At 70.2% G+C, this 16,143-nt stretch carries 16 protein-coding genes and 2 pseudogenes; 12 read left to right on the top strand and 6 right to left on the bottom strand.

The window, feature by feature from the left end; genetic code table 11:
• Positions 1-16 precede the first annotated feature (16 nt).
• A complete protein-coding gene (locus tag PV419_RS39810; protein ID WP_319697394.1) occupies positions 17-1,465 on the bottom strand; it encodes a streptophobe family protein in 1,449 nt (482 codons plus the stop codon).
• Positions 1,466-1,688: 223 nt separating this feature from the next.
• Here PV419_RS39810 and PV419_RS39805 point away from each other — a divergent pair, with 223 nt between their 5' ends.
• Positions 1,689-4,361 carry an FHA domain-containing protein gene (locus tag PV419_RS39805; RefSeq protein WP_319697392.1) on the top strand — a complete coding sequence of 891 codons (2,673 nt, stop codon included), beginning with the start codon at positions 1,689-1,691 and terminating at the stop codon, positions 4,359-4,361.
• A gap of 88 nt (positions 4,362-4,449) precedes the next feature.
• On the opposite strand, the gene PV419_RS39800 is transcribed toward PV419_RS39805, so the two are convergent.
• Positions 4,450-5,271, bottom strand: a complete 822-nt coding sequence (locus PV419_RS39800) for a transglycosylase SLT domain-containing protein (RefSeq protein WP_319697391.1) — start codon at positions 5,269-5,271, stop codon at positions 4,450-4,452.
• Between the two features lie 447 nt (positions 5,272-5,718).
• Between PV419_RS39800 and PV419_RS39795 the strand changes: the two genes are divergently transcribed.
• From PV419_RS39795 to PV419_RS39785, 3 genes are all read left to right on the top strand, one after another.
• A complete protein-coding gene (locus tag PV419_RS39795) occupies positions 5,719-6,876 on the top strand; it encodes a GAF domain-containing sensor histidine kinase (RefSeq protein WP_319697389.1) in 1,158 nt (385 codons plus the stop codon).
• Complete coding sequence (locus PV419_RS39790) at positions 6,869-7,519, top strand: response regulator transcription factor (RefSeq protein ID WP_319697387.1); 651 nt, start codon at positions 6,869-6,871, stop codon at positions 7,517-7,519. Before PV419_RS39795 ends, PV419_RS39790 begins: the two co-directional genes overlap by 8 nt.
• 190 nt (positions 7,520-7,709) lie before the next feature.
• Complete coding sequence (locus PV419_RS39785; protein ID WP_319697385.1) at positions 7,710-7,952, top strand: chaplin; 243 nt, start codon at positions 7,710-7,712, stop codon at positions 7,950-7,952.
• Between the two features lie 120 nt (positions 7,953-8,072).
• Here PV419_RS39785 and PV419_RS39780 read toward each other — a convergent pair whose 3' ends face one another.
• Entirely contained in the window at positions 8,073-8,876 is an 804-nt protein-coding gene (locus tag PV419_RS39780) for a hypothetical protein (protein WP_319697384.1), read from the bottom strand.
• A 109-nt stretch (positions 8,877-8,985) separates the two neighbouring features.
• Between PV419_RS39780 and PV419_RS39775 the strand changes: the two genes are divergently transcribed.
• From PV419_RS39775 to PV419_RS39765, 3 genes are all read left to right on the top strand, one after another.
• On the top strand, positions 8,986-9,777 hold the full coding sequence (locus PV419_RS39775; RefSeq protein WP_319697382.1) for an ABC transporter ATP-binding protein: 792 nt from the start codon (positions 8,986-8,988) through the stop codon (positions 9,775-9,777).
• Positions 9,778-9,871: 94 nt separating this feature from the next.
• Complete coding sequence (locus PV419_RS39770; protein ID WP_319697380.1) at positions 9,872-10,297, top strand: NfeD family protein; 426 nt, start codon at positions 9,872-9,874, stop codon at positions 10,295-10,297.
• A gap of 212 nt (positions 10,298-10,509) precedes the next feature.
• Entirely contained in the window at positions 10,510-11,463 is a 954-nt protein-coding gene (locus PV419_RS39765) for an SPFH domain-containing protein (RefSeq protein ID WP_319697379.1), read from the top strand.
• Positions 11,464-11,559: 96 nt separating this feature from the next.
• Here PV419_RS39765 and PV419_RS39760 read toward each other — a convergent pair whose 3' ends face one another.
• Together PV419_RS39760 and PV419_RS39755 are read right to left on the bottom strand one after the other, a co-directional pair.
• Positions 11,560-12,063: an HNH endonuclease gene (locus tag PV419_RS39760; RefSeq protein ID WP_319697377.1), complete on the bottom strand. Its 504-nt coding sequence runs from the start codon at positions 12,061-12,063 to the stop codon at positions 11,560-11,562.
• Positions 12,064-12,231: 168 nt separating this feature from the next.
• Entirely contained in the window at positions 12,232-12,798 is a 567-nt protein-coding gene (locus tag PV419_RS39755; RefSeq protein WP_319697376.1) for a YbhB/YbcL family Raf kinase inhibitor-like protein, read from the bottom strand.
• A gap of 84 nt (positions 12,799-12,882) precedes the next feature.
• On the opposite strand from PV419_RS39755, the gene PV419_RS39750 reads away from it, so the two are divergent.
• The gene (locus PV419_RS39750) at positions 12,883-13,221 is read left to right on the top strand and encodes a barstar family protein (protein WP_319697375.1); all 339 of its coding nucleotides are present in this window, start codon (positions 12,883-12,885) and stop codon (positions 13,219-13,221) included.
• Positions 13,222-13,313: 92 nt separating this feature from the next.
• Here PV419_RS39750 and PV419_RS39745 read toward each other — a convergent pair whose 3' ends face one another.
• Complete coding sequence (locus PV419_RS39745; protein WP_319697374.1) at positions 13,314-14,096, bottom strand: sporulation protein; 783 nt, start codon at positions 14,094-14,096, stop codon at positions 13,314-13,316.
• A 169-nt stretch (positions 14,097-14,265) separates the two neighbouring features.
• Here PV419_RS39745 and PV419_RS39740 point away from each other — a divergent pair.
• The 4 genes and pseudogenes from PV419_RS39740 to PV419_RS39725 all read left to right on the top strand — a co-directional run.
• A pseudogene (locus PV419_RS39740) lies at positions 14,266-14,396 on the top strand (3-methyladenine DNA glycosylase); the annotation flags it as partial.
• A gap of 9 nt (positions 14,397-14,405) precedes the next feature.
• Positions 14,406-15,017, top strand: a complete 612-nt coding sequence (locus PV419_RS39735; RefSeq protein WP_319697372.1) for a DNA-3-methyladenine glycosylase — start codon at positions 14,406-14,408, stop codon at positions 15,015-15,017.
• A gap of 369 nt (positions 15,018-15,386) precedes the next feature.
• Complete coding sequence (locus tag PV419_RS39730) at positions 15,387-15,569, top strand: recombinase family protein (RefSeq protein ID WP_319697542.1); 183 nt, start codon at positions 15,387-15,389, stop codon at positions 15,567-15,569.
• Between the two features lie 77 nt (positions 15,570-15,646).
• Positions 15,647-15,853 (top strand): annotated as a pseudogene (locus PV419_RS39725) (hypothetical protein); the annotation flags it as partial.
• Between the last annotated feature and the right edge of the window lie 290 nt (positions 15,854-16,143).

Genomic DNA, 16,143 nt, shown 5'->3' with positions numbered 1-16,143 from the left:
GTGCGGTACAAAACGTTCATTTCGTCGTAGCCGGGCCGTCATACGGCGTTGTGCCGTCATGCGGGGCTGAGCCGTCATGCGGCGTCGAGTCGAGCGCGAGGCCGGACGCCCGCCCGCCCGCGGCCCCCGTCGCCCACGCCGCCAGCGCCCCGGCGGCCCCCGCCGCCGCGCCCCACCCGGCGCCCAGCGCCCACGCCGCCGCCCCGCCGCCGTGCAGCTCGATCCCGGCGCCGAAGGCGTCGAAGCCCAGGACGGACAGGCTCGCCCCGGCCGACACGCCGGTCAGCCGGCACAGCAGCGGCAGCGCGAGCGCCGTGACGATCCCCAGCCACAGCGCACACCGTCCCACGAAGCCCGCCCGCCGGGCCCGGCCGACGGGCGTACGGACCGCGGTCAGCACCCCGGCGGCCAGGATCATCAGCACACAGCCGACCATCAGCAGCCACACCCGGCCGTCCAGCTCCGCGAGGCGCGCGACCGTGATCGGCTCGTCGTTCCGGTTGGCCAGCAGGTCGTCCAGCGGGTCGGGCAGCACCCGCACCAGCGCCCCGCTCGCCCCTCCGTGCCAGGGCACGAACAGCCCCAGCGGCACCCCTAGCCACACCCCGTTCGGCGCGCCGAGCAGCGCCGCCCCGAGGACCAGGCGGGGGTGGTCGTCGCCGATCGCCGCGTACAGCGCCGCCGCGAGGCCCGCCCCGACCGCGAGCACCAGCACCCCGCACAGCGCGGAGGCGGCCGGCCGGACGGTGCGGTGCGCCGCTTCCAGGCCGCGCGGCACCGGCGCGCGGCGCGCGACGAGCAGCGCGATGAGCAGAACCGCGACGACCCAGACCGCGCCGCCCAGGACGGAACGCCCCGCCTCGACGGTGAACCCGACCGCCGCCTTGGCGTCGATGAGCCGCTCGATCCGGTCCGGCAGCAGCCCGCTGCCGATGTCCGCGATATCGCCCAGCTCGCCGGGGAGCTTCTCCAGCAACCCGCCCCGCTGCTCCGGCTTGCCCGTCACACCGAGCGTCGAGGCGTCGATTGTGACGGTATCGTTGCCCGCCCAGGTGAGCCCGGCGAGCACCAGCAGAAAGAGCAGGACGACCGCGCCCGCCCGCGCGGCCAGTTCGGCCCGGCCGATCACCGCGCCCGCCCCGCGCAGCGACCGTACGAACACCCCGCCCAGCAGCAGCGCGCCCACCAGGCTGATGCCCAGTGGCGCGATATCGACGGCCGAGTGGGCCTGGACGCCTGTCAGCCCGAACGCCTCCACATCCCCGGACGGGGTGACAAAGCCGCCGACCGCGAGCACCACCGCGGCCGCCGTCATGGGGCCGAGCGCGCCCGCGCCGTCCGCGCCGACCAGATGCAGCCCGAGCGCGGCGACGCCCGCCATGGCCAGAAAGGCCCAGCTCACCGTCGCCACTGTCGAGAGCAGCACCTCTCCCGGGCGCACCCGCCCGCTGCCGCTCGCGCTCATGGCGTCGGTCCCCCCGATCGGTATGAGTTGCCCGGATGATCCATGATCTGTCCCATCCGTGGGCCCTTACTGCTTTCCGTGGGCCTTTCAGGCGAGTCAACGCCGCCCGCGTGCGGTCTTGTCAATGCCCGACTTCCGGTTCAGCGACTGAGCCTGAAATAGTTCCTCACGATGTTCGCCATCCCTAGACTCCCCGTACAGGGGGTCCATCGGGGGACAAGTAGTGGGGCGTGGAGTGCCGGAACTCGTACTGGAATTGAACGGACAGACCTGGACACTTGATCCTTCCAGGTCATACAGCCTCGGACGCGATCCGCAGGGCGACATGGTGCTGGACGACGCCAGGGTGTCCTGGCGCCACGCCACCGTGCGCTGGGGCGGGCGCAGTTGGGTCATCGAGGATCACGGCAGCACCAACGGCACTTATGTGCAGGGCCAGCGCATCCAGCAGATGGAGATCGGGCCGGGCTCGACGGTCCATCTGGGGAACGCGACCGACGGCCCCCGGCTGATCCTCTCCGGAGGCGGAGCGGGCACCGGCGCCGCTCCCGGGGTCGCAGCGGGCGCCTACAGCGCACCGTCGGTCATGGGCGCGCCGCAGGCGCCGCACCAGCAGCCCCCGTATCAGCAGCCCGCCGCCCCCGCCTGGCCCCAGGCCGGACAGCAGCCGCAGCCCCAGCCCCAGGCTTGGCCACAGCCGCAGGGCGGGCCGCAGCAGATGCCCCACCAGCAGCAGCCCTTCGTGCCGCAGCAGCAGGCCCCGCAGCAGCAGGTCCCGCAGCAGCAGGCCCCGCAGGCGCACGCCCCGCAGCAGCAGCACGCCCCGCAGCAGAACTTGGCGCAGAAGGTCCCCGGTGCCGGCGCCGGGGCCCCGCCCGCCCACAGCGGCGACCGCAGCCCGACCACCTTCCACCAGCTGGCCATCGGCCGGGTGATGCGCATCGGTCGTGCTCTGGAGAACGAGCTGGTCGTCTCCGACCTGCAGGTCTCCCGCCACCACGCGGAGTTCCGCGCCCTGCCCGACGGCCGCTTCGAGATCCGGGACCTCGGCAGCCACAACGGCACGTACGTCAACGGCCAGCCGGTCCGCCAGCAGATCATCGGCCCGAGCGACATCGTCGGCGTCGGTCACTCCACCTTCCGGCTCGTCGGCGACCGCCTCGAGGAGTTCGTCGACACCGGCGCGGTGTCCTTCTCGGCCCGCCATCTGACGGTGACGGTCGACGGCGGCAAGCAGATTCTCAAGGACGTCTCCTTCGGCGTCCCCGAGAAGTCCCTCGTCGCGGTCATCGGCCCCTCGGGCTCCGGGAAGTCCACCCTGCTCAAGGCGCTCACCGGCTACCGCCCGGCCAACCAGGGCGACGTCCTCTACGACAACCGGAACCTCTACAAGCAGTTCGCCGAGCTGCGCCAGCGCATCGGCCTGGTCCCGCAGGACGACATCCTCCACAAGGAGCTGTCCGTCCGGAAGGCGCTGCGCTACGCCGCCAAGCTCCGGTTCCCCGGTGACACCGCCGAGGCCGAGCGCGAGGCCCGGATCGGCGAGGTGCTGCGCGAGCTCAAGCTGGACATACACGCCGACAAGAAGGTCACCTCGCTCTCCGGCGGCCAGCGCAAGCGCGTCTCCGTCGCGCTGGAGCTGCTCACCAAGCCGTCGCTGATCTTCCTGGACGAGCCGACCTCCGGCCTCGACCCGGGCATGGACCGCGACGTGATGCAGCTGCTGCGCGGCCTCGCCGACGACGGGCGCACGGTGCTGGTGGTCACCCACTCGGTGGCCGAGCTGGCGCTGTGCGACAAGCTGCTGGTGATGGCGCCGGGCGGCTCGGTCGCCTACTTCGGCCCGCCGGAGGAGGCGCTCAACTTCTTCGGGTACGAGACCTGGGCGGATGTCTTCTCCGCCTTCGAGAACTACCGCGACTACGACTGGGCGGGCCGCTGGCGCGGTTCGCAGCACTACCAGATGTACGCCGCGGACCTCGACGCCGTCGCCCCGCAGTCCGTACACGTCCAGCCGCCGCCGGCGCGCATGCAGAAGCCGCAGAGCTGGGGCTCCCAGCTGTGGACCCTGATGCGCCGCTATGTCTCGGTGATCGCCTCGGACAAGGGCTTCATCGGGCTGATGGTGATCCTGCCCGCCGTCCTCGGCGCGGTGAGCATCGTCATCCCGTCGGACTTCGGCCTCACCAAGGCGCCGAAGGGCCAGTTCAACCAGGACTCGGGCACCATCATGCTGATCCTCGTGGTCGGCATGTGCTTCTCCGGTGCGGCCAACTCCGTACGGGAACTGATCAAGGAGCGGGTGATCTACGAACGGGAACGGGCGGTCGGCCTGTCCCGCTCGGCCTATCTGATGTCGAAGGTGATCGTGCTCGGCGTGATCACCGCCTTCCAGGCCGTGATCATCTGCGCCATCGGCTTCTCGACCCGCGAGCTGCCGGAGGAGGGCCTGATCATGCCCCCGGCCATCGAGCTGTGCGTGTCCATCATCGCGATCGGCTTCACCTCGATGATGGTCGGCCTGGTGATCTCCGCGCTGGTGAAGACCGCGGAGAAGACCATGCCGCTGCTGGTCATGTTCGCGATCGTCCAGGTCGTCTTCACCGGCATCCTGTTCAAGATCTACGGATCGCCGGGCATCGAGCAGTTCGCCTACCTGATGCCCTCCCGCTGGGCGGTCGGCGCGGCCGGAGCGACTCTGGACCTCGGCCCCGGCCCCGGCCACATGATGGCGCCCTGGGACCGCAAGAAGCCCAATGACACCGACCCCCTGTGGGAGCACGCCACGTCGCAGTGGAGCATCGACATCCTGGTGCTGCTCGCGCTCGGTGTCATCTGCGCCTTCGCGGTCGCCCGGCTGCTGCGCCGCCACGAGCCGGAGGTCATGCGCAAGTAGCGGAACGCCTCGCGCCCGGAACGCCGAAGGGCGGCGGCACCCTCGTACACGGAGGGGCCGCCGCCCTTCGGCGTCAGGCGTTTACGGCTTAGTACGGGCCGTTGACGTTGTCGATCGAGCCGTAGCGGTGGTAGGCGTAGTTGCACGCGGCGGTGATGTTGGCGACCGGGTCGTAGATGTCCCACGAGGTGCCATCGACGTGGTAGGCCTTGAAGGTCGGGTCTATGACCTGCAGCAGGCCCTTGGAGGGAATGCCGTTCTGGGCGTTGATGTCCCACAGGTTGATGGCGCGCGGGTTACCGCTCGACTCCCGCATCAGGTTGCGGTAGATGCCGTTGTAGGTGCCCGGGATGCCCTTCTGCTTCATGATGTCGAGCGAGTGCTTGATCCAGCCGTCGAGGTTGTTCGCGTAGACCGGCTGGCGCGCGGCGGCACGGCTCGCGGCCTCCTTGGCGGCCCGCTCCTTGTCCGCCTTCTCCTTGGCGGCCTTCTCCTCGGCGGCCTTCTTGGCAGCGGCTTCCTCGGCAGCCTTCTTCTTCGCCGCGGCTTCCTCGGCAGCCTTCTTCGTCGCCGCTTCCTCGGCGGCCTTCTTCTTGGCGGCTTCCTCAGCGGCCTTCTTCTTCGCCGCCTCCTCGGCCGCCTTCTTCTTCGCGGCCTCCTCCTTCGCCTGCTGCGTGGCGAGATCGGCCTGGTGGACAAGGCTCTCGTGCTGGGCCTTGTGGTCGACGACCTGCTGGCTCCATGAGACGGGTTTGGCGGGCAGTTCCTTGGCGGCGGTCGTCTGGCCCTCGGCCTGGCCCGGGACGACGGCGAAGGCGAGGGCTGCGGCGCCCGCGGCGGCGATGCCTGCGGCGGAGAACTTGTGCGTCTTGGTCAGGCGGCTGTAACCGGGAATGCGGGGGACGGGCATGGCGGACTAACCTCTTCCAATCGCTGGTGTCGCAGGCCAAACCGGCGCTTGTGAGCGCCGTGTTCTGATCTACGGCGCCGTGCGACTGGGGAAATTCTTAGCGCCCGCAAAATGTTGTGGCAAAGGTGTGACATACGACCCTGCTTAGTGGATACCTGGGCGGCTCCCACCTGTGCGAGCGGCCGTCTTCCCCGCTCACGAGTGCTTTAAAACGTCCACTAATCGTGGTCGTACGTGATTCAGGTCCTGTGTCAGGGGTCACAGCACTGAGGCTTTCGTGTCGCGTGATGTGCCTGAGCAAATACATACTGTGGTCGCCATTCCGGATCATCGCGACGCGCCGTTCCATGGCGATTTCCTCCCTCCTCGGGACTAGGACTCAGGTCCCGAGGAGGGCCGCCGACCGGCCGATATGCCCGAGTCGCGCCCCCCGGTACGGTGTGGCTCATGACAAAGGGACGCGGTGGCGGGGCCGGGGCCGGCCTGGCCAATGTGAGCGGTGCGCTCCTCGCCATGAGCAGGCATCTGGAAGTCCGCGATGTCCTAAAGACAATCGTTGTGTCCGCACGTGAGGTGCTTGACGCGGAGTATGCGGCCCTGGGGGTTCCGGACGACCATGGGGGCTTTGCGCAGTTCGTAGTAGATGGCGTCAGTGAGGAGCAGTGGAAGGCCATCGGCCCACTGCCCCGCCAGCACGGAATCCTGGCCGCGATGCTGCACGACGCCACCCCGCAGCGGTTGGCCGATGTCCGCCTGGATCCGCGTTTCGAGGGCTGGCCCGACGCACACCCCGATATGTCCGACTTTATTGGACTTCCCATTGCCGACGGCGACGAAGTGCTCGGTGCGCTCTTCCTCGCCAACAAACGCTGCCCCAAGCCGAGCGGAAGCTGCGGCTTCACCGCCGAGGACGAGGAGCTGCTCGGCATCCTCGCCCAGCACGCCGCGATCGCCCTCACCAACGCCCGGCTCTACGAGCGCAGCCGCGAGCTCACCATCGCCGGGGAGCGGGCCCGGCTCGCCCACGAGCTGCACGACGCCGTCTCCCAGAAGCTGTTCTCGCTGCGGCTCACCGCCCAGGCCGCCACCGCGCTCGTGGACCGCGACCCCGCCCGGGCCAAGGGCGAGCTGCAGCAGATAGCCGCCCTCGCCGCCGAGGCGGCCGACGAGCTGCGCTCCGCCGTCGTCGAGCTGCGCCCGGCCGCCCTCGACGAGGACGGCCTCGTCGCCACCCTGCGCACCCAGATACGGGTCCTCGACCGCGCCCACAGCGCCCGCGTCACCTTCGCCGCCCGCGGCGTCCGCGCGCTGCCCGCGGCCCAGGAGGAGGCGCTGCTGCGGGTGGCCCAGGAGGCCCTGCACAACGCGCTGCGCCACGCGGACGCCGACCGGGTCGAAGTCACCCTGGCCCGCCACGGCCAGGGCGCCCTGCTGCGCGTGGCCGACGACGGCGGAGGCTTCGATCCCTCGGTCGTCCGCCGGGCGGGGCGCCACCTCGGCCTGGTCTCGATGCGCGACCGGGCGAGCGGCGTGGGCGGCCGGCTGGCCGTGGAGTCGGAGCCCGGAAAGGGCACCGTGATCGAAATGGAGGTGCCCGGTGGTTGAGCCGGTCCGTGGGATCCGGGTGTTGCTCGTGGACGACCACCAGGTGGTGCGGCGCGGGCTGCGGACGTTCCTGGAGGTGCAGGACGACATCGAGGTGGTGGGGGAGGCGGCGGACGGCGAGGAGGGAGTGGCCCGCGCCGAGGAGCTGCGGCCCGACGTCATCCTGATGGATGTGAAGATGCCCGGCACCGACGGCGTCGAGGCGCTGCGCCGGCTGCGCGGCCTCGACAACCCCGCCCGGGTGCTGGTCGTCACCAGCTTCACCGAGCAGCGCACGGTCGTCCCCGCCCTGCGCGCTGGCGCGGCGGGATACGTCTACAAGGACGTGGACCCCGAGGCCCTCGCGGGCGCCATCAGGTCCGTACACGCCGGGCATGTGCTGCTGCAGCCCGAGGTGGCCCTGGCGCTGCTCTCGCAGGAGGAGGCGGGCGGCGGCCAGGGGCGGGGCGGCTCGCTCACCGAGCGGGAGCGCGAGGTGCTGGCACTGATCGCGGACGGCCGGTCCAATCGGGAGATCGCCCGCGCGTTGGTCCTGTCCGAAAAGACCGTTAAGACCCATGTGTCCAATATCTTGATGAAGCTCGATCTCGCCGACCGGACGCAGGCGGCGCTGTGGGCCGTGCGTCACGGGATCGGGGCGTAGCCGGTATGAATTGCCCGGATTGTCGCACTAAGCGGCGATCTGTTGGTGATACGGGAGTGCCGTCTGCCGAGCCGAGATTCATACCGTCGTGTGTATGTCACCCGGACAGCGCAACCGGGCCCGCCCCGCGCCGTTCTCCATGGCGGCTGCGGCGGCCTGCCGCAGTGTTGCGCTAGAAGGGTCTTACCAAGTGAAGAGCATCAAGAAGTTCGCGGCCGTCACCATCGTGGCGGGCGGCCTCGCCGTCGCCGGTGCCGGTGCCGCCTCTGCCCACAGCCCCGCGGCTCAGGGTCAGGCCGTGAACTCCCCGGGCATCGCCTCCGGCAACCACGTCCAGGCGCCCGTGTTCATTCCGGTCAACGCCTGTGGCAACGGCGCCCATGTCCTCGGGGTGATGAACCAGACCTTCGGCACCCCCTGCGGCAACCGCTGAGCATTCCCCACCGCATCACCGCACCACTCCACCACCCCGGCGGCCCGGCCGCCGGGGTGGTGTGACGAGAGGCCCTGTGACATCAGGTCCCGTTGGCATCAGGCCCTGTGGCGGCAGGCCTCAGAACCCGCCCCGCTCCAACTCCTCCACATACGCGTTGTACGCCGCCACCTGCGCCCGCCGCGCCGTACGCTCCACCGGCCGCAGCGCCTCCGCCCGCGCCGCGATCTCCGACGCGCTCACCGCCGCGCCGTGCTCCCCGGCGCCCGCGCCCGACCCGTGTGCGATCTCGATCAGCGCGCCCACCCGCTGAGCCAGCTCCAACACCCGCAGCGCCCGCGGCGGATAGCCCGGGGCGAGCACCTCGCGCCCCCGCCCCGCCCGCGCCCGGTACGCCTCCAGGGCCGCCTGCGCGGCCGGCCCCGCCCCGGCGACATTCAGCCGCGACAGCACCTCGGTGGCATCCCGCAGCGCCTCCGCCAGCTCCCGCTCGGCCTCGCCCAGCGACGGCACATCGGCCGGCGGCGCCTCACGCACCGGCAGACAGCGCCACATCACCTCGATATGCGCATCGCCCTCGGGCCCCGCCTGGAACACCTCGGGCACCAGGCCCACGGCCACCCCCGTCACGATCACCGCCTCGCCCGCGTCCAGCGCCCGCGCGTTGAACTCGTGCGGGCCGCTCAGCCCCAGCGGGTGGCCCGCTATCGGCAGCGCCACCCGCAGCCCCTTGGCGCCGAGCGCCCGCAGCCGCCCGAGCGCGAGCGTCAGCCCCACCGGGGCGGTCTCCCCCGGCAGGTCGGCCACGCGGTGCGAAGCGTCGTCGGCCGCGATGCGATGCGCGGCCTCGTCCGGGGAGACAAGTCCGGCGAGAAGGGCATTTCCCCAGGCGGCAAGGCGCCCTGAGCGCGGTTCATCGAGCATGGCCCCAGCCTAGGGACTGGCGCCGACAATACGTGGCGTAGGTTTTCCCTGGGGGCTGCGCCTACAGGCGTACGCGATACTCGAGACTGCATTGGGAGACAACGCGCTCATGAGCGATGTTCTGGAGCTGGTGGACGTATCCGTGGTCCGCGATGGTCGGGCTCTGGTGGACGAGGTCTCCTGGTCGATCAAAGAGGGAGAGCGCTGGGTGATCCTCGGGCCCAACGGCGCCGGGAAGACCACCCTCCTCAACGTGGCCTCCAGCTACCTGTTCCCGACCACCGGGACCGTCCAGATCCTCGGCGAGAAGCTCGGCGCGGTCGACGTCTTCGAGCTGCGCCCCCGCATCGGCATGGCGGGCATCGCCATGGCCGACAAGCTCCCCCGCCGCCAGACCGTGCTCCAGACCGTGCTCACCGCCGCGTACGGCATGACCGCCCACTGGCACGAGGACTACGAAGCCGTCGACGAGCAGCGCGCCCGCGCCTTCCTGGACCGCCTGGGCATGACCGACCATCTCGAGCGGAAGTTCGGCACCCTCTCCGAGGGCGAGCGCAAGCGCACCCTCATCGCCCGGGCCATGATGACCGACCCCGAGCTGCTGCTCCTCGACGAGCCCGCGGCAGGCCTGGACCTCGGCGGCCGCGAGGACCTCGTACGGCGCCTGGGCCGGCTCGCCCGCGACCCGCTCGCCCCCTCGATGATCATGGTGACCCACCATGTGGAGGAGATCGCCCCCGGCTTCACCCACGTCCTGATGATCCGCCAGGGCAAGGTGCTGGCGGCCGGCCCGGTCGAGACCGAGCTGACCTCCCGTAACCTCTCGCACTGCTTCGGACTCCCGCTGGTCGTGGAGCGCAACGGCGACCGCTGGACCGCCCAGGGGCTGCCGCTCAGCTGAGCCCCGCGCCGACCGGCTCGCGGTGGCGCGCAGCGCTCCCGGCCGGTGATCCGCGCTCTGTTCCTGGGCGCACCCCGAGAACTACCATGACCTTGTGGATTCTTGGGTGTGGTGGCTGGTCGCCGCCGTAGGGCTGGGCATTCCGCTCGTACTGACCGCGATGCCGGAATTCGGCATGGTCGCGGTCGGCGCTGTCGCCGCCGCGATCACGGACGCGCTCGGCGGCGGCGCCGTGCTCCAGGTCGTGGTCTTCTCCGCGGTCTCCGTCGCGCTGGTCGCCGTCGTACGGCCGATCGCGGTCCGCAGCCGCACCCAGCGGCCCGAACTGGTCAGCGGGGTGGAGGCGCTGAAGGGCCGCCAAGCCGTGGTCCTCGAGCGGGTGGACGAGAGCGGCGGCGGGCGCATCAAACTCGCGGGCGAGGTGTGGTCGGCCCGCGCGCTCGACCCCGACCAGGCCTACGAGCCGGGCCAGCAGGTCGACGTCGTGGACATCGACGGCGCCACGGCTGTGGTCATGTGAACCACCGAGGTCATGTGAACCACCCAGCCGTCATACGCGGATACGAGCCGGATACCAGCCTCAGGCCGCCCGGCTGCCAACTGGCCCTCAGATCTGACAGACTCGACTCGAGATCGCCATCGCTGTCGAGATCATCGACGTGGCCATCGAGATCGACGACCAGACCTGATCATCCCGATCAACCGGAAGCCTGAAGGGCACAGGGAGCCGCTGTGGGTATCATCATCGTCCTGATCATCCTGGTGGTGCTCGTCTTCATCGCACTCATCAAGACGATCCAGGTCATCCCGCAGGCGAGCGCCGCCATCGTCGAGCGCTTCGGCCGCTACACCCGCACCCTCAACGCGGGCCTCAACATCGTCGTGCCGTTCATCGACTCGATCCGCAACCGCGTCGACCTGCGTGAGCAGGTCGTGCCGTTCCCGCCGCAGCCGGTGATCACCCAGGACAACCTGGTCGTGAACATCGACACCGTCATCTACTACCAGGTGACCGACGCCCGCGCCGCCACCTACGAGGTCGCCAGCTACATCCAGGCGATCGAGCAGCTCACCGTCACCACCCTGCGGAACATCATCGGCGGCATGGACCTGGAGCGCACCCTGACCTCCCGCGAGGAGATCAACGCGGCGCTGCGCGGCGTGCTCGACGAGGCCACCGGCAAGTGGGGCATCCGCGTCAACCGCGTCGAACTCAAGGCGATCGAGCCGCCGACCTCCATCCAGGACTCGATGGAGAAGCAGATGCGCGCCGACCGTGACAAGCGCGCCGCGATCCTCCAGGCCGAAGGTGTCCGGCAGTCCGAGATCCTGCGCGCCGAAGGTGAGAAGCAGTCCTCGATCCTGCGGGCCGAGGGTGATGCCAAGGCGGCCGCGCTGCGCGCCGAGGGCGAGGCGCAGGCGATCCGTACGGTCTTCGAGTCCATCCACGCCGGAGACCCGGACCAGAAGCTGCTCTCGTACCAGTACCTGCAGATGCTGCCGAAGATCGCCGAGGGCGACGCCAACAAGCTCTGGATCGTGCCCAGCGAGATCGGCGACGCCCTCAAGGGACTCGGCGGCGCCCTCGGCAACTTCGGCCCGATGACGGGCGGCAACGGCGGCGGCGCCCCGGCCGCCACCGGCAAGGAGGCCGCCCCGCGCCGGGAGCAGCCCAGGATCGACTGACACCGGTCGCCTGACACGTCCGAACCCCCCGCGCATATCGCAAGCGCGGGGGGTTCGGACATGTCAGGCGCTGGCCGGATCAGGTCAGGTCAGGGCTCAGGCAGGCAGCGCCAGCCACTCGGGCAGGCCCTCGCGCTCCGCCATCCCCACCGCCAGCAGCAGCGCGTCCGAGGGCGTCGGCTCGAACGGCGTGCTCAGCAGCCGCATCCCGGCCTGCTCCGGCGTCCGGTCCGCCTTGCGGTGGTTGTCCTCCGCGCAGGAGGCCACCGTATTGAGCCAGGTGTCCCCACCACCGTGCGACCGTGGCACCACGTGGTCCACGGTCGTCGCCCTGCGGCCGCAGTAGGCGCACCGGTGCCGGTCCCGGACCAGCACCCCGCGCCGCGACCACGGAGCGCGTCTTCGGAACGGCACGCGTACGTACCGGCACAGCCGGATCACCAGCGGCACGGGCAGATCCACGTCCGCGGCCCGCACCCGCAGCCCGGGGTGGGCGTGTTCGATGACGGCCTTGTTCTGCAGAACCAGCACCACCGCACGGCGCAGCGACACCGCCGACAGCGGCTCGAAGCTCGCGTTCAGAACCAGTGTCTCGCGCATCCCGACCACCTCCGCATCCGGCCAATCCCGGCCCGCGCGGACGGGCGGGCCGGGATACATCTTTGGCCGGGAGCGAGGCCGAGGACAACGCAATTTAGGCCCGATAGAAGGCCTGTACGGGCCTGTACGCACCGGTGCGCCGGGTCAGCCCGCCGGTGGACGGGGGCGTCAGCCGGCGGCCGGGTTCTCGTACTCGCCGATCAACTGGGCGCGCGCCAGCGTGTGGAAGCGCAGATTGAAGCCGACGACCGCGGGCGAGGCATCGGCGTCCGGGCCCAGCTTCTCCGCGTCCACCGCGTAGACGGTGAACACATAGCGGTGCGAACCGTCCCCGGGCGGCGGCGCGGCCCCGCCGAAGTCGCGCGAGCCGTAGTCGTTCCGGGCGTGTACCGCACCCTCGGGCAACCCCCTGCCCTGCTCGATTTTCGCGCTCCGCGCGGTGACGCCGCTGCCCGCACCGGCAGGCAACTCGGTCACGTCCGCCGGGATGTCGAACAGCACCCAGTGCCAGAACCCGCTGCCCGTCGGCGCGTCCGGGTCATAGCAGGTGACGGCGAAGCTCTTGGTCTCCGCCGGGAAGCCCTCCCAGCGCAGCTGCGGCGAGGTGTTCCCCTCGGCGTGCACCTGGGCGGACTTGAGAGTGCCCCCGGGCTCGACATCCTCGCTCACGACGGTGAACGACGGCACCGGCGGATGGAAGTCGTGGGGGAGTGGGCGCCGGTTCTGCTCGGGCACGTCGAAACCTCCTGCTGCTCGCGCTGGTCGTATTGGCGGCCAGCCTAACGAGGCCGCCGCCGCGCGGGCTGACACCATGCCCCCATGACCGGACCGACACCCACGCCCCCGCCCGGCCCCGGCCGGCGCACCGCCACGCTGCGCCTGGACGGGGTGCGGGACAAGGCGGGCTTCCTCGACCGCTGCGCCCGGGACCTCGGGTTCCCCGCGTGGTTCGGCCACAACTGGGACGCGCTCGCCGACTGTCTGCGCGACCTGTCCTGGTGGGGCCGGCCGGAGGAGGGCTTCGTCCTGCGCGTCCACGGCTGGGAGGCCTTCCGTACGGCCGCCCCCGAGGCCGCCGCGACGGCCGCCGAGGTGTTCGCCGAGGCCACCGGGCACTGGGCCGGCCGCGGAACTCCGCTGACCGTGCGGTACGAGTGACAGCACGCGGGGCGCGCACCGAGGGAACACGGTGCACGCCCCGCGTGAGAGCCGAACCAGGCCAGGACCAGCGGCGGCCGGACCGGCGACGGTCAGAACCAGTTGCGCTTACCGCCGACCTCGGCGAGCCACTGGTTCAAGTACGCGGCCCAGTCGGTGTCCTGGTAGGAGGCCAGGTTGACGGTGAAGGCGCGATAGGAGTCGCCGCCCTCGGCGAACAGGCCCGGCTTCTTGTCCATCTCCAGGATGACGTCCATCTCGCGGTCGTCAGCGACGAAGCTCAGCTCGACCTGGTTGAGCCCGCGGTACTGCTGCGGAGCGTGGAACTCGATCTCCTGGTAGAAGGGCAGCCGCTGCCGCGTCCCGCGGATGTGACCGCGCTCCAGGTCGGCGCTCTTGAACCGGAAGCCGAGCTGGCCGAAGGCGTCCAGAATGGCCTGCTGCGCGGGGACCGGGTGCACATTCACCGGGTCCAGGTCGCCCGAGTCCACGGCGCGCGCGATCTGCAGCTCCGTCGTCACGCCCACGTTCATCCCGGTGAGGTGCTGGCCCAGGAACATCGTGATGGGCGTCTCCCAGGGGATCTCGAGGCTGAACTGCACCGCGTGCACCGCCCCGGGCTGCACCTCGAAGGCGCCGCCCAGCCGCTGCTTGGTGAACTCGACGTCCTGCTTGTACTCCTGGTCGTTGCCCTCCACCTCGACCCGCGCCTGCAGACCGACCGAGAGCGCCTCGATCTGCTGTGCCACCGAGCCGCCCTGGATCCGGACCTCGCCCTGGACGACGCCGCCCGGAACGACGTTCTCCTCCGTCAGCACCGTCTCCACGGAAGCGCCACCGGCACCCAAACTCGCGAGCAGCTTCTTGAAGCCCATGTTCTCCCTCTCACGGACGCGCCTGCGTCTTGTTCTGATCGCACGACGACCACTGTCGAACCCTAGAAACGCGGAACGGCGGGGAGCGGTTCCGCGTGGGCCCACCCTGTCAGCGGACCGGCTCCGCTCCAACCACCCGTTCATATCGCTTGCACTACGCTCGGGCCGCGTGATCGCTTCACCCGACCGTACGCCGCTGACCCGTCCGTTCTTCGACCGCCCCGTCCTGGAGGTGGCCCCGGACCTTCTGGGACGCACCCTCATCCGCCGGACGCCCGACGGCCCCATCGGCATGTCAAGTCGGTCAGCATGAATGTTGTGGATCTCGCTCACCCCGCTGAAGAAGTCGCCCCCAGGCTGCTCGGTGCCATCCTCACCCACGAGACCCCCGAGGGAACCGTGAGCATCACCATCACGGAGACCGAGGCGTACGCCGGTGCGGCCGACCCCGCCTCCCACGCCTACCGAGGCAGGACACCCCGCAACGCCGTCATGTTCGGACCCGCGGGACACCTGTACGTCTACCGGTCTCACGGTCTCCACTGGTGCGCCAACATCGTCACCGGGGCAGACGGCATCGCCACAGCCGTCCTCATCCGGGCAGGCAAGGTCATCGAAGGGGAAGACCTGGCACGCAAGCGGCGGGGGAGCAAGGTCGAGAGTCCACGTCTCGCGCGGGGTCCGGGGAACTTCTGCCAAGCGCTCGGCATCACGTCAGAGCACAACGGCACAGACCTACTGACAGGCGCCTCGGTCACGCTGTCCGAGGGCGAGCCCGTACCCGCCGCACTCATCCGGGTTGGTCCTCGAGTAGGCGTGAGCAAAGCCCACGACTGGCAGCACCGCTTCTTTCTCGCCGGTGATCCAACAGTCTCGGCGTACCGACTGAGCCCGAGAGCCAAGCCGTCCGCCGGAGCCTGAGCCGCTGTGCGCCTTGCTCGCGGCTCGTCGGTGAGTCGGCGCGGAATTTGTCACGCGCCATGCTCGCGGGTGACTGTCGACGTGCGCCGACTCGGGCCGCAAGGGTGGGGGATGACTCCCTTGGTGCGTTCCTCCGCACCGCCAGGATCACGGTCACTGTGCACATCGACGAGCAGCCAACGGTGTACATCGACGGACGGCCGCTTACGACTCTCTCTCCCGATGGGGGACGGGTCATCGTCCCGCTCGGGCGTGTAAGACCCCTCGGCCAGGTCGCCGCCGTCGCTCCCGACCGCACGAGACCGAGTCCAAGCGCAAAGCCTTGGGCGTCACCTGTGAAGAGACCGTGCCAGCCATGGCCGGTCCACCATCGACCCCGGCACGGCTGACGGCCGTCTCATGCTTCAGGTGGCCGGAGCTATGGCAGCGTTTGAGCGCAGCCTCATCAAGGAGCGCACCCGCGCCGGACTGGACGCAGCCAAGGCACAGGGGCGTACCGGCGGACTCGTCCCGGACCGCCATCGCGAACGACGTACAGACACGCCGGCATAGCGAGAAGCCCCGGTGTGCACGCCGGGGAGGAGTCACAAGCACCGTCCCAGGCCCCGATGGCGATATTCACCGGCGTCCCCGCCCAGGCCGACCAGGTGCTCAACGGCCCGCGCACGGGCGTCGGCGGCGAGGGAGCAACCCACCCATGGCGCTTCTGGATCGACGGGGACCCGACGGTGAGCCCGTACCGCGCGCACACCCCCCGCCGCCGGAAGATCCGACGCACCGTCAGACGCAACTTGACTCCGGACACCCCGGCGCCTAACGTAGCTCGAGCCGCTTGAGACGGGCAGCGCTGTCGACACGACCACGGTCGGGCCGCAGCACCCCCGATCCACAGGCGGCCAACCACTACCGATGATTCCCGAACAGGGTCTATTTCCGCTGCGCGGAAATTCGATCCGAAGGCTCGATTAGGAGCCGGGCGGGAAATCAGCTAAAGTAGTGGACACAGCGAAGGGAAGCGCCCGGAGAAACCGGTGAAACGGTTTCAAAGGAAGCGTCCGTTCCTTGAGAACTCAACAGCGTGCTAAAAGTCAACGCCAGATATGTTGATACCCCGTACGGTCGCGAA

It is taken from the genome of Streptomyces sp. ME19-01-6, from assembly GCF_033793745.1.
Classification (GTDB): Bacteria; Actinomycetota; Actinomycetes; order Streptomycetales; family Streptomycetaceae; genus Streptomyces.
Note: the sequence above shows the minus strand (reverse complement) of the source record. Positions and strands in the feature narration are given on the sequence as shown.